Source organism: Pseudomonas abieticivorans (assembly GCF_023509015.1).
GTDB lineage: Bacteria > Pseudomonadota > Gammaproteobacteria > Pseudomonadales > Pseudomonadaceae > Aquipseudomonas > Aquipseudomonas abieticivorans.
On sequence record NZ_CP094975.1, the window covers coordinates 185,738 to 198,911 of the forward strand.

The window sequence follows — 13,174 nt, forward strand, 5'->3', positions numbered from 1 at the left end:
TTGCCCGTCTGTCAAAACCAGCGGCTCAAAAGACCAGGCTCAACAACTGCTTGCTCACCGCCTCTTCGATGCTCAGGGCCGCCAGCCACGAGGTTTTCGGGTTGTCGGGCAGCGGGTTGTTGGCCAGGCGAATCGACAGCTCGCCGAAGGCGCCGCAGGCTTGCACCTCGTGCACGTTCTTGTCCACGCCAGGGTCGGCCACCAGTTCCACTTGGGTGTGCTCAAAGCCCACGCCCGACAGCGCGACTGCGGCAGTCACGTTGGCGTTTTTCGGGAAGCGAATCGACGCCTCGGCGGCCGTGCCGCGGAAAATGGTGGTAGGCACGCTGATTTGCGCCAGGTCGAAATCCACTTCGGCCGGCGACCCTGCCCAGGCGCGAGGCGGTTTGCGGCCCACGTACACCACCGTGTCCAGGCCGGCCGAGCGCGCCGAGCGCAAGGCATCCAGGCCACCGATGGCGCCCGACACCAAAATCAACCGGGCCTGGCCCTGCTCGGCGGCCTGCTCCAGGGCGGTGCTCAGGGCGTGGTCTGCCAGGGCGCCGATGGAGGCGATCACCACGTCGATACCGGCCTTGAGCAAGGTGGGCACGGTGTTCACCACCGCGCCGTGGCCGGCACACTCGATCACCAGGTCTGGTTGCCATGCCAGCAACCCCTGCACGTCGGTAAACAGCTCCAGGCGATGGGCCTGGATGAAGGCGTCGCTGTGGGGGGCGTGATCGATGGCGGCATAGGACGCGGCCGGCAGGTGCTCGCTTTGCAGCGCTTCAAGGACCCGTTTGCCGATGGCGCCCAGGCCGATGATGCCGACGCGGTGGATGGTTTTGCTGCTCATGTTAATGACTCCCAGAAGTGGCGTAGTACGGCGTGGTAGGCGTGGGTACGGGTGACGGGGGCGAAGTGCCCGCCGCTAAGTTCCACCAACTGCGCACCGGGTATCAGCCGGGCCAGATCCTGCGAATGGTGGAACGCGATCACGTAGTCATCGCCAGCCCCCACCACCGCCACTGGCAGGCGCAGCCGGTGCAACTCGTCGCGGCGGTGGTAGTTCAGCAGCATGGCCATGCGTGCTTGGGTCATGGCAACGTCGACCTCGCTGGGCGCCTCGACATCCAGCGCACCGGCGGTGGCGAACTGTTCGTTGTAAAAGGCCGACGGGTACGCCACCAGGCGGGTCAGCGCCGTGTACGCCGCCCCGCCCAATTGCGCCAGCAAGTACTGGCGGTAGGCGAAAAAGTCCTCGAACCGTTTGTCAGGCTTGGCCCAGCCACTGCTCAGCACGGCGCTGGCAACGCGTTGTGGGTGGTCCAATGCCAGGCTCTGGGCCACCAGGGAACCGGTGGAGTGCCCCACCACATGCGCCCGCTCGATACCGTGCTCGTCGAGTAACTGCAGCACGGCATCGACAATGCCGGGGATGCTCGGCGGGCCATCAAGCCGACTGTGCCCCACGCCTGGGTGATCGAAGGTCAGCACCTGGTAATCGCGGCTCAGCGGCGCCACCAACGGTGCCCAGAACGAGGCCAGGCCACCCAGCCCGGAAATCAACACCACCGCTGCGCCCTGCCCCTGTGTTGCGCTGTAGATCGAGCTCGACATGGCCTGCCTCAGCTTTTGGTGTAGGCAAAGATGCCGGTGGACTCGATCTGCTCGATGTTGGCCGGGCGCTCGAACGGTTCCGGGGTGGGCTCGCCATGCTGGCGGGGGCGGCCGATGTCACGGAAGAAGGTTTCCAGGCCGCTGGGGTTCATGAACCACACCCAGTGCAGGTCCTTGTCGCCGTCGTTGAGGAAGGTGTGCGAGTTATTCTCGCCGAGGAACAAGGTCACCCCGGGCTCCAGTTTGTAGGTCTTGCCATCGACAATGGCCGAGCCGGTGCCGCTGACAAAATGCAGGACTTCTTCGTTGGTGGAGTGGGCGTGCTCGCGTACCCGGCCGCCGGGCGGCAGCATCTGCGTGCCCACGGAGAAGTCACGGTTCATCTTGAACTGCTGTGGCGAGACGGCGACCGAGACATAGCCGTTGGCGGGTTTGGGCTGCCAGTAGCTGGTTTCGGTTTGGCGGGTGACGTAGATCAGGCTGCCTTGGTTGGGCTGGGTCATGGTTGCGTCCTGTTGGTCCGTAAACGATTACATTTTCGTTAATTAAAAATGCGCGGGCAGTGAGGGCCCGAAGGCACCTCGCTCAGCCGTTCTTGCGCCAGGTATCACTCAATGTATAACCCGTAGGGAACGGATCGGTGGCGTCCAGCACGTACTGGTGAAACCCGGTGATCCACGCCTGCCCGCTGATGGTCGGGCGGATGCCCGGCCGGCCACCAATGCTCAGGGTCTCGACGATCTCGCCGATGAACTCGGTGCTCAAGATCGACTCATGCACCAACTTTTGCCCAGGCTTGATCTGCCCGCGCGCATGCATCACCGCCAACCGCGCGCTGGTGCCGGTCCCGCAAGGCGATCGGTCCAGGCGCCCTGGGGACACGATAACGCCGTTGCGTGAACGCTTGCCTTGCGGGTCATCATGCAGGGGCCCGGCAAACAGGGTCTGGTTGATGGTGTGGATCTGCGGGTTTTCCGGGTGCACGGCTGGCAACTGCTCGGCGGCGGCGGCCTTGATGGTCTCCCCCACCGCCACCAGATCCGCGGCTTCGTCCGGGGTGATGGCAAAGCCCAGGGCCTGGGCGTCGGCCAGCACATAAATCATGCCGCCGTAACTCACGTCCACCGTCAACGTGCCAAGGCCAGGCACCTCGACGTGCTGGTCCAGGCCAAACACGAAGCACGGCACGTTGGAAAACTTCACACTCAGGCACTTGCCAGCGCGGCACTGGGCCTCGACCCGCACCAAGCCACCCGGCGCCTCCAGGGTGAGCCGGGTGATGGGCTCGACCATCGGGATCATTCCGGTTTCCAACAAGGCGGTGACCGTGCAAATGGTGTTGGTGCCGGACATCGGCGGGTAAAACTCCGACTCCATGATCACAAAGCCTGCGTCGGCCTCCGGATGCGACGAGGGCAGCACCAGGTTCACGCATTGGGTGACGCTGCCACGCGGCTCCTGCAACAGGAACTTGCGCAAGTCATCGCCCTGGCTTTGCAGGTACTGCATTTTCTCGAACATGGTGGTGCCGGGCACGTTGAGCACGCCGCCGGTAATCACGTCATTGCGCTCGCCTGCCGCATGCACGCCCACCACATTGACCATCCGCTTGAAGTTCATTGGTCAGGCCTCAACCCAGGGTGTTGGGCAGCAACGGGGAGCGCGCGCCCAGCTTGATAAACGTGGATTTGACTTCGAGAAACTCATGCAAACCGTCCACGCCGTTCTCACGCCCGTAGCCGCTTTGCTTGAAGCCGCCGAAGGGCAGTTGTGGCGCGGTTTCCAGGTAAGTATTCACGAACACGGTACCGCTTTGCAGCTTTTGCGACACCTGCAGCGCCTTGTCCACATCCTTGGTCCACAGGCCATTGCCCAGGCCGTAGTCGGTGTCGTTGGCCAGGCTGATCGCCTGCTCCACCGTGGTGAACGTGGTGACGGTCAGCACCGGGCCGAAGATTTCCTCGCGGAAGATACGGTGGTGCGGTTGCACCTCGGTGAAGATGGTCGGGCCAACGAAATAGCCTTCGCCCAGCTCGCCGTCGGTCAGGCGTTCGCCGCCACATACCAGGCGCGCGCCTTGCTGTTTGCCGATGTCGATGTAGCTGAGCACGCTTTCCAGGTGCTGGGCGTGGATCAGCGCACCGATCTGAGTCTTTTCATCCAGCGGCAGGCCGACCACCACCTTGTTGGCACGCGCCACCAGTTTGCTGACGAATTCATCGGCGACCGAGGCTTCGATCAACAGCCGGGTACCGGCCACGCATTCCTCGCCCTGGTTGAGGATCACGCCAAACAGCACGCCATCGAGCGCCGCCTCAAGGTCGGCGTCGGCGAACACCACGTTGGCCGCCTTGCCGCCCAGTTCCAGGGCCACGCGGGTTAGGTCGGCCGCGGCCGTGGCGGCGATCTGCTTGCCCACGCGGGTGGAGCCGGTGAAGGAAATCATCGACACGTCCGGGTGGCGCGTGAGGCGCTCGCCTACCACCGCGCCACGGCCGGTGACCACGTTGATCAAGCCGGCCGGGAAGCCTGCTTCGGCGGCCAATCGAGCGATTTCCAGGGCGCTGCCAGAGGTCAGTTCCGAAGGTTTGATCACCACCGGGCAACCGGCCGCCAGGGCATAGGGCAGCTTCTGGAACAAGCACACCAGCGGAAAATTCCACGGCACGATCAGGCCGACCACGCCGCGCGCTTCGCGGGTGACCAGGCCCAGCTTGTCGTCGCCCAAATGGGTGTAGGCCTCGCCCTTGATCTGCCAGGCCAGGGAGGCGGCAAAGCGGGTAAGTTCAGCCGACCAGAGCACCTCGCCCTTGGCATAGGCGATGGGCTTGCCGACTTCCTCGGCCTCGATCACCGCCAGCCGATCGGCGTCGCGCTCCATCAGGTCGGCCAGCCGGGTGAGCAGCTTGGCGCGCTCGGAGCCTGGCACTGACTGCCAGGCACCCGAGGTGTGCAGGGCCTTGGCCTGGGCCACGGCGGCGTCGACATCGTGCTCGTTGCCGCTGGCGAACTTGGCTAACAGGCCGCCATGGGCCGGCGATACGCGCTCGATGTAGGCCTGGCTGGCGGGTGCCTGTTCGGCGCCGTTGATCCAATGCTGATAGGTTCTGAAGGTCATGCTGATTTCTCCGGATTCATGCGCTGTATACGTTTACAATCAATCGTCAAAAAAAGACAGCTTTTCTGTTTTCAGCAAGGTTTGGGGCGACGGTCGTGCTCAGGGGCACGAGCGTTCGGGTATGAATCGCGAACGGCACCTGCAAATCTACTTGGGGCGCTGCCGCCTGCGTGCCCAGCACCCACACCTGGTTGGGGTCACTGAACTCGGTGGCCCATACGCCACAGGCGCCATGGCGGCCCTGCTCGATCACCGCGTCGATTTGTGCGATGGCGTTCTGCGCCTGGCCAGTGGGGCACCAGTAGGTATGCAGGTATCGCGCCGTCGCCTCGCCCAACGCCCGGTGCGGGTTGAGCACATGCAACTGCTGCTGGCTGACAAGCGGCGCCGCCTGCGGCAAAAAGTGCTTGCGCCAGGTATCGACCTTGAGCAACTCACCGCGCAAGCGCGTGCGCTCATCCAGCGACTCATAGCGCCACAGGTGGCGAAAGGTCACGCTGCCTGCCTCGGTCTCCAGCCACACCCCCTGCAGCACGCCATAGTTGTCCTGGCGAATGGGCAGGCACAGGTTCACGAACAGTTCCCAGTACTGCTCCCAAGCGTGCGGGGTGAAGCGGTACTCGCGCAATTCATCGATCATCACGGCCTCCTTACCAGGCGGTGTAGCCGCCATCCACGGTGAACATGGCGCCGGTGGCGAAGCTTGAGTCGTTGCTGGACAGAAACAGGATCATGTTGGCGATGTCCACCGGCTCGCCCATCTTGTTGAGCGGCGAACGGGCTTCCAGGCCCTGCTTGAATGCCACCGGATCCGGTACGTTTTCGAAGATCTTGTCGTAATAGCTGGAGGCGATCACACCCGGCGCCACGCTGTTCACCCGCACGCCTTGCAGGGCGTGGTCCAGGGCCATGGCGCGGGTCAGCGCGGCCACGCCGCCTTTGGCTGCCACGTAGGCGGCGCGGTCCTTGATGCCCACCACCGAGATGGTCGACGCCAGGTTGACCACAGCCCCGCCGCCCCGGCGCACGATCTCGGGGATGGCGTACTTGGAGCACAGGAACACGCCCTTGAGGTTGACGTCGATGACCTGGTCCCAGGTGTCCTCGTCCAGGCTGACCACGGTGCCCAGGGTGCCGAAGCCGGCGTTATTGACCAGGATGTCGAGGCCGCCGAAATGCGCGACCGACTGCTCGACCATGGCTTGCACCTGGGCCGCTACCGCGACGTCCGCCTGTACCGCGAAGGCTTGGCTGCCGATGCTTTCAGCCACGTTCAGGGCCAGTTCGATGTTGCGGTCGGCGACAATTACCTTGGCGCCTTCACGGGCGAACAAACGTGCGGTGGCTTCGCCAATGCCGGCACCGGCCCCGGTGATCAGGGCCACTTTATCTTGCAGTTTCATGGTGTGCTTCCTGTGCTGCGTTGAGGGATGGGCCTGGTGTCAGGCCACCTGGTAATAGGGGGCGTTGGTTTTAGGCAGCGCCTGGCGCCCGCGAATGGCGTCGGCGATTTTCTCGGCCATCATGATCACCGGCGCGTTGAGGTTGCCGCTGACGATCTCCGGCATGATCGAGGCGTCCACCACCCGCAGGTTTTCCAGGCCATGCACGCGGGCCTGGGCGTCGACCACGCTCATGGCGTCGGTGCCCATGCGGCAGGTGCACGAGGGGTGGTAGTTGGTGCCGGCCAGGCCGCGCAGCGCCTCCAGTATTTGCTCGTCGGTCTGCACCGCCGGGCCTGGGGTCACCTCCTCGCCGCGGTAGGGGTCCCAGGCCGGCTGGCTGACCACATGGCGGATGGCCTTGACCGCAGCAATCGCATCGTCCTTGTCCTGCTGGGTAGACAGGAAGTTGAAGGCAAACTTGGGCGCCGCCAACGGGTCGGCCGAACCCAGCCACACACGCCCGGTGCTGGTGGGGCGCATCAGGCTGAAAAAGTACTGGAAGCCGTTTTCCAGCTTCACACTGCCGTGCTGGAACTCGCCCAGCATGGGGATGAACTCGAACTGCACGTTGGGCACCTTGATGCCGTCGTGGGTGCGGATAAACGCGCCCACTTCAAAGAAGTTGGTCGCACCCAGGCCCTTTTTGAACAGCGTCCACATCGCGCCCAGCTTGAACTTGCCCAAGGGCGTGAGCTGCTTGGCGATGGACACGTTTTGCGTGGCACGGTACTGCACGGGCGCGGCGACATGGTCCTTCATGCCCTCCCCCACCCCGGGCAGATCGGCCACGCAAGGGATGCCGAACTCGGCCAGGTGCTCGGCACGGCCGATGCCCGACAGCATCAGCAGGTGCGGCGAGTGAATGGCGCCGGCGCACATGATGACCTCCTGCTTCACCGCCAGCGCCTGCGGTTGGCCATCGCTCAGAAAGTGCACCTTGACCGCGCGCTTGCCCTGGAACTCGATACGAGTCACTTGGGCCTTGTCGGCCACGTGCAAGTTGGCGCGGCCTTTGTTGGTGTGAATGTAGGCCTGCGAGGTGCTCCAGCGGATACCCTTGTGCACGTTGCGCTGGGTGATGTGCACACCTTCCTGGCGGTAGCCGTTGTGGTCCTTCATGTAGGGGTAGCCCGCCTGCACGCCAGCTTCGATAAACGCCTTGTACAGCGGGTTATCGGCCTTGCAGGTTTCGATGTGCATCGGCCCGTTGTCGCCACGGTAGTCGTCGGCGCCCTGGTCAAAGGTTTCGGCCTTGCGAAAGTAAGGCAGGCATTCGTCATAGCTCCAACCCTTCAGGCCCATGGCGCCCCAGTTGTCGTAGTCCCACGGGTTGCCGCGTACCCAGTTCATGCCATTGATCGACGACGAGCCGCCCAGCACCCGGCCACGGGCCTCGTAGATACTGCGATCACCCAGCTCTTTCTCGGGTTCAGAATGGATGTACCAGTTGAAGCGGTCATTCATCAGCGGGAAGCCGAGCGCGGCCGGCATCTTGATAAAAATGCTGTTGTCCGAAGGCCCCGCCTCCAGCATCAGCACCGAGTGCCCTTGGTCTTCGGACAAGCGGGCCGCCACCACGCTGCCGGCAGAACCGGAGCCGATGACGATGTAGTCGTAGGTGGTGTTGAGGGGCCGGCCGTTGATATCACGCATGGGGTCACCTGAAGGTTTGGGCACTGGCTTGTACAAGTCAGCTTGTAAACGTTTACAATGTGAGTCACAGCATAGCAAAAATTGAGGCTGTGGGAAGGGGGTTGAAGAAAATTCTATGAGTGGTCGCCTGCACAGGGCCGACGCTTTTGTAGGGAACACCTTTTAAACAATCGCTTTCATTTCCGTGCCTCCGTAAATTTTAAAACTGGTATTTCTGACAGTAGCAAGGCTGACTTCGCAGGTATTCAATAAGTGTCCCTCCCCGAAAACAAAGGACACGCACGATGGGCTCTCCCGTACCGTTTCCACACTCGCCGCTGCAGGCTTTCACGCACAGCCTGCAGCCCACCCCGACAACACTGGCCAGCCTGCCACAGGCGCTGGCGCCAGGCGCACCTCGCCTGCTGACACCACTGGGCATCCCGCGCGGTGAAAACATTACTGTCCTCGTCGAGGACGACCAGGGCAACGAAGTGCCGGGCCAGGCCGGGGTCAACATCGCCCTGCTGTCCAGCGGCAGCGGCCTGCTGGTGCGGGTACCCACCTGGTTGACCATGAACGAAGGCGACTCGGTCTATGTGTTTTGGAACGACAGTAACTTGCCTGCCGTGTCCAAGACCCTGGGCCCGGGCGAGCCGAACAACGAGGTGTTTTTGCTGGTACCACCCGCCGCTATCCAAAACGGCCAGGCCAGCGTGTTCCATCGAGTCATCCGCACCGACGGCGGCCTGCCGGATGAGTCCAACCCTATCCAGGTACTGGTCAAGCTCACCCTGCCCGGCGGCTACGACCCCGAGGCCGGCCAACCTGGGCATCAAAACCTGCTGGCGCCCATAGTACCGGTCGACAAGGTGCTGCCGGAGCACGTGGTCAGTGGGCTCAACGTGACCCTTGCGCGCTACCTGAACATCCGCATCCGCGACACCATCACCCTCAGTTGGGGCGGGGTGACGGTCACCTACACGTTGACCAAAAATGACATCGACAACGGGGCGCCGATTACCGTGCACGTGCCCGGCCGCGTGATTGAACAAGCCGGTGACAGCCTGCGCTTGGAGGTGATCTACAAGGTCATCGACGAGGTGCAAAACCAGTCTATCGACGGCAACGGCCTGCCGTGGTCAGTGGCCCGCTACGTTGAGGTGGAGGTGGGCCAGGACCTGCTGGATGCGCCGTACTCCGAAGAGTTTTACGAAGAGGTCATAGACCTCGACCTGCTCGGCGCTCGCAACCTGGACATTGCCATTTACCTGACGCCGGGCCAGTTCACCCCTGGCGACTCCCTGACCCTGGCCTGGGCCGGGCGAACCGCCGACGATGCCCCGGTGGAGTTCGACAGAACCCAGGCCGTGCCCGCTGGCCGGGTGATGCATTTCATCATCGAAAACGCCGAGGCGCGCAAGCTGCCCAATGGCCGCGTGCGCCTGAGCTACACCCGCTCCAAAGCCAGCGACGGCAGCGTCAACCGCTCGCGCAGCGCCACCTGGCGCATCGTCGGCCAAGTACTGGAGCTGCCCGCGCCTAGCGTACTCGAGGCTCGCGGCGGCACCCTCGACCCGGCGCTGCCGTATGCCACCGTACAGATCCCACCCTGGCTGGGCATGTACGCCGGCCAACCGCTGAGCATGATCTGGACCGGGACCACAGAGGGGGGTAGCCTGGTGTACTTCGAGGAGTCCACCCCAGTTCTTGGCAGCGAGGTGGATACCCTCGTCAATCGCCTAACCCTCGCCAAAGACATCTTGCCCCTGGGCGGCAGCACCGTGCAGGTCTACTACCTGGCGACCATCAACGGCACCGTGCGCCAATCGGACACCCTGACCCTGAACGTGGGCATCGCCGCCGGTACCCTGACAGCCCCCGGCGTGGACGAGGCGGTCGACGGCTACCTAAACCCCGACACACTGGTCGGCAACCGGGCCACCCTGCGCATCGACCACGATGGCGTGATTCGGGCCGGCGATACACTGACCTTTTACTGGACTGGCAGCAACACGCCGCTGTATTCGGACTACACCGTCGCCAACAGCGGCACCAGCACGCCATTCTATATCCCTATTGCCCAGATCAGCCCGAACCTCAATGGCCAGGTGACGGCCTTGTACCGCGTGGAGCGTGCAGGCGTGATCATCGGTACCTCCCGCGAGCTCGTGCTGCCGATTGGCAGCGGCGCTATCGTGCTCCCACCGCCGTCGGTGCCATTGGCCACCAACGGAGTGCTCGACCCGGTGCTGGCAAACCAGCAACCGGTGGTGGCTCAGGTGGATTTTGCCGACATGCAATTGCAGGATGAGTACTCCATCGCCGTGTTCACACGCGCCAATGTATTGGCATACCAAAGCCCCGCCACCCCCGGCAGCCCCTTCAAATCCCTGTCATTCACGATACCCGTCGAGGTGATTGCAAAGAACCTGGACAGCGAGCTGTACTTTTACAGCGCGATGGTCCGTAACAGCGTGCCGACGCTTTCCCAGGCTTATACACTGACGGTATTGGCCTTCGAGCAAAGCGACCTGCCCATTCCAGAGGTGCCACAAGCTGACATTAACGACGTACTGGACTTGGGCAGCTTTATCGGTGATGCGCAGGTCACAGTAGCGGCTTGGCCCTTGATTGCAGTGGGGCAACGGGTTTGGCTTCGCGCCATCGGCACCCGCTCCAATGATGTACCCACCACCATTAGCTTACTCATTGCTTCACCAGTGGATCTCAACCAAGCCAACAATGGCTTGAACGTCATCCTGCCGCGGACCCAGTTGGATCTGCTCAAGCACCACAGCACGCTGACAGTGGAACTGCTGGTGAACTTCGAGGGCACCAGCAATGAAGCGTTGGCGGTGACCTTCCCGGAGCGGGCGTTGACCATGGCCGTCATTGCCATCGTGACTCCGTCGATCAGCTCCGTACACGATGGCGCCCAAGAGGTGGCGAATGGCGGGACCACCACCTCGACCAGCCTCACCTTGAGCGGCAGCGCCTCGAACAGCCAGCGCGTCGAGATTTTCGACGGCACCGTCTCCAAGGGCATCGCAACGGTCAATGCCAGCGGTATTTGGACATTACCGGTGAGCGGGCTCAGCGTGGCGGCCCATAGCTTCACAGCCAAGGGGCTTTATGGCAACAACCCTACTTCGCCAGCCCGGACATTGAATGTAGTGGCGACGCTAACGCCGTCGATCAGCTCCGTGAAAGATGCAGCCAATGTAGAGATCCCGAACGCAGGCTTCACGACCTCCACCACCGTCACCTTGAGCGGTAAGGCTTCGAACAACCAACAGGTTGAAATATTCGATGGCACTACCTCGAAGGGGACCGCCGGGGCCAACGCCAGTGGCGACTGGGTATTGCAAGTGACCGGGCTCGCGGTGGCCGCCCACAGCTTCACCGCAAAGGGGCTTTATGGCAACAACCCGACGTCGCCAGCACGGACCTTCAGCGTTGTGGACCTAGTCATCGCGCCCGGTGTAATGTCACTGACAGGTAAAGCCATCAGAAATACCAGTTGGGATTACAAAAGAACGGGGCAGGAATATATCGGAAACTACGACACTCGCGCAGCTAGCGGAGGCATAACACCTTATGGCTACACATCGAGCAACCCTGCCATTGCAGCGGTCAATGCATCTTCAGGCCGAGTGATAGGGATGCGCAACGGCACCGCGACCATCACGGTAACTGATCGCAATGGTGCTCAAGCGAGCTATACGATAACCGTCAGCAATGTGTGGCAGCTTTACGTTAATTATTCGTTGATTCCCTACCAGAGCATGCTCGCCACGGTCGCCAACTTGGGTGGTCAACCCGTATCACAGGCGGACATATCCCTCCTATTGAGGTACTACACCTACCCTCATCCTCACCAATCCGCCTCAGATTGGTATTGGCTCGGCTACCACGGTAACTGTGATGGTGCCTCGGGTATCGCTTATAACTATCTCAGCGAGCAACAACGGTGCTGGTCGATGAACCAATCGTTCCCCATGTATTGCTTGGTGCCCTCTTGAAACGAGCGGTCATCGCCGATTGTTGGGCATACGGTAGAACACTAAAGGAACCCCCGTAGGAGCGGATTTATCCGCGAAGAATGCGCCGCGGTTTATCTGATACACCGCGCTGTGCTCTTCGCGGATCAATCCGCTCCTACGCCCGGCGACATCGTTCACTGTAATCCTTTGCAGATTTCTAATGCGTCCTGCCCCCCAATCCAGCAAAATCCACCTTCAGGACCCTAACATCCAAAAGGACACTCCACCGTGACCACCCCACCCAAGGCCCAGCCCCGCGTCAACGTGACCGACGTCGCCAAGGCCGCTGGCGTCTCCGTTGCCACGGTGTCGCGCAGTTTCAACCTGCCCCACCACGTGCGCGATGACGTGCGCGAAAAGGTCCTGCAGATCGCCAGCAAAATGGGCTACACCCCCAACTCTGCCGCCAAGGCACTGCGCCTGCGCAAGACCAATGTGATCGGCGCGATCATCCCCACGCTGGACCATTCCATCTACGCGACGATGATCAACGCCTTCCAGGACAAGATGGCCGAGTACGGCTACGTGGTGTATGTGCTCAGTTGCGGGTTCGATGCCGGCGCGATCTACGACAAGGTCAAGCTGCTGGTGGAGCGCGGGGCCGAGGCGTTGTTGGTAGTGGGGGACATTGCCGATGCCGAGTTGACGCGCTATTTGCAGGAGTACCGCATGCCGGTGGTGTGCACGTACTCGTACTTCAATGACAAGCCCTTCCCCTTCATCGGATTTGACAACTACGCCTCCACCCACCAGTTAGTCGAGTACCTGCTGGGCCTGGGCCACCGCAATATGGCCATGTTGACAGGCCCCATGAAAGGCAACGACCGCCAGCATGCTCGGCGCCAGGCGTTCCTGGACACCCTGCAAGCATCGACGCAGTCATGCAGCCACACCCTGTATGAAAGCGCCGATGGCTACACCATCGAATTCGGCGAGCGCACCCTGCGGCGGATTCTGCTGGAAGCGCCAGGCACCACGGCGATCATCTGCAACAGCGACGTCATCGCCTTTGGCGTGCTGTCGGCGTGCAAGAAATTGGGCATCGATGTGCCGCGCCAGATGTCGGTGGTGGGCTTTGATAACCTGGAGTTCGCCGAGTACCTGGACCCACCGCTGACCACCTTGGCCATCCCGGCCAGCGAAATGGGCTTGCGCAGCGCCGAGGCGTTGATTGCCAACTTGCGCAATGGCACCGAGATCAAGCCGGTACTGCTGGGTACGCAGTTGATGATTCGCCAGTCCAGCCATTCGATCTGACGGGAATCAAAACGGGCGCTGTGCATACCTCCCTTTTTCGCACAACTGCTGTGCCAGCCGGGCGCTTAATCTGC

Annotated in this window: 10 protein-coding genes; 2 read left to right on the forward strand and 8 right to left on the reverse strand. The window is 62.3% G+C overall.

Going from position 1 to position 13,174, the window contains the following annotated elements:
- Window positions 1–25: 25 nt before the first annotated feature.
- The 8 genes from L9B60_RS00815 to L9B60_RS00850 all read right to left on the reverse strand — a co-directional run bounded on the left by L9B60_RS00815 (window position 26) and on the right by L9B60_RS00850 (window position 7,818).
- Window positions 26–838: an aspartate dehydrogenase gene (locus L9B60_RS00815; protein WP_249675148.1), complete on the reverse strand. Its 813-nt coding sequence runs from the start codon at window positions 836–838 to the stop codon at window positions 26–28.
- A complete protein-coding gene (locus tag L9B60_RS00820; protein WP_249675149.1) occupies window positions 835–1,602 on the reverse strand; it encodes an alpha/beta fold hydrolase in 768 nt (255 codons plus the stop codon). Before L9B60_RS00820 ends, L9B60_RS00815 begins: the two co-directional genes overlap by 4 nt.
- A gap of 8 nt (window positions 1,603–1,610) precedes the next feature.
- A complete protein-coding gene (locus L9B60_RS00825) occupies window positions 1,611–2,105 on the reverse strand; it encodes a cupin domain-containing protein (RefSeq protein WP_249675150.1) in 495 nt (164 codons plus the stop codon).
- Between the two features lie 82 nt (window positions 2,106–2,187).
- Window positions 2,188–3,222: a proline racemase family protein gene (locus tag L9B60_RS00830; RefSeq protein ID WP_249675152.1), complete on the reverse strand. Its 1,035-nt coding sequence runs from the start codon at window positions 3,220–3,222 to the stop codon at window positions 2,188–2,190.
- 10 nt (window positions 3,223–3,232) lie between these two features.
- The gene (locus tag L9B60_RS00835) at window positions 3,233–4,720 is read right to left on the reverse strand and encodes an aldehyde dehydrogenase family protein (RefSeq protein WP_249675155.1); all 1,488 of its coding nucleotides are present in this window, start codon (window positions 4,718–4,720) and stop codon (window positions 3,233–3,235) included.
- Window positions 4,721–4,766: 46 nt separating this feature from the next.
- Window positions 4,767–5,360 carry an NIPSNAP family protein gene (locus tag L9B60_RS00840; RefSeq protein WP_249675156.1) on the reverse strand — a complete coding sequence of 198 codons (594 nt, stop codon included), beginning with the start codon at window positions 5,358–5,360 and terminating at the stop codon, window positions 4,767–4,769.
- Between the two features lie 10 nt (window positions 5,361–5,370).
- Window positions 5,371–6,123 carry an SDR family oxidoreductase gene (locus L9B60_RS00845; RefSeq protein ID WP_249675158.1) on the reverse strand — a complete coding sequence of 251 codons (753 nt, stop codon included), beginning with the start codon at window positions 6,121–6,123 and terminating at the stop codon, window positions 5,371–5,373.
- 39 nt (window positions 6,124–6,162) lie between these two features.
- Entirely contained in the window at window positions 6,163–7,818 is a 1,656-nt protein-coding gene (locus tag L9B60_RS00850; protein ID WP_249675160.1) for a choline dehydrogenase, read from the reverse strand.
- A 284-nt stretch (window positions 7,819–8,102) separates the two neighbouring features.
- On the opposite strand from L9B60_RS00850, the gene L9B60_RS00855 reads away from it, so the two are divergent.
- Both L9B60_RS00855 and L9B60_RS00860 read left to right on the forward strand, forming a co-directional pair.
- On the forward strand, window positions 8,103–11,822 hold the full coding sequence (locus L9B60_RS00855) for an immunoglobulin-like domain-containing protein (protein WP_249675163.1): 3,720 nt from the start codon (window positions 8,103–8,105) through the stop codon (window positions 11,820–11,822).
- A gap of 249 nt (window positions 11,823–12,071) precedes the next feature.
- On the forward strand, window positions 12,072–13,100 hold the full coding sequence (locus L9B60_RS00860; RefSeq protein ID WP_249675165.1) for a LacI family DNA-binding transcriptional regulator: 1,029 nt from the start codon (window positions 12,072–12,074) through the stop codon (window positions 13,098–13,100).
- Window positions 13,101–13,174 lie beyond the last annotated feature (74 nt).

Excerpts from the sequence above, each read along its gene's own strand:
- L9B60_RS00815 (WP_249675148.1), bottom strand. The coding sequence starts at position 838 with ATGAGCAGCAAAACCATCCACCGCGTCGGCATCATCGGCCTGGGCGCC.
- L9B60_RS00850 (WP_249675160.1), bottom strand. The coding sequence starts at position 7,818 with ATGCGTGATATCAACGGCCGGCCCCTCAACACCACCTACGACTACATC.
- L9B60_RS00835 (WP_249675155.1), bottom strand. The coding sequence starts at position 4,720 with ATGACCTTCAGAACCTATCAGCATTGGATCAACGGCGCCGAACAGGCA.
- L9B60_RS00845 (WP_249675158.1), bottom strand. The coding sequence starts at position 6,123 with ATGAAACTGCAAGATAAAGTGGCCCTGATCACCGGGGCCGGTGCCGGC.
- L9B60_RS00830 (WP_249675152.1), bottom strand. The coding sequence starts at position 3,222 with ATGAACTTCAAGCGGATGGTCAATGTGGTGGGCGTGCATGCGGCAGGC.
- L9B60_RS00825 (WP_249675150.1), bottom strand. The coding sequence starts at position 2,105 with ATGACCCAGCCCAACCAAGGCAGCCTGATCTACGTCACCCGCCAAACC.
- L9B60_RS00820 (WP_249675149.1), bottom strand. The coding sequence starts at position 1,602 with ATGTCGAGCTCGATCTACAGCGCAACACAGGGGCAGGGCGCAGCGGTG.
- L9B60_RS00855 (WP_249675163.1), top strand. The coding sequence starts at position 8,103 with ATGGGCTCTCCCGTACCGTTTCCACACTCGCCGCTGCAGGCTTTCACG.
- L9B60_RS00840 (WP_249675156.1), bottom strand. The coding sequence starts at position 5,360 with ATGATCGATGAATTGCGCGAGTACCGCTTCACCCCGCACGCTTGGGAG.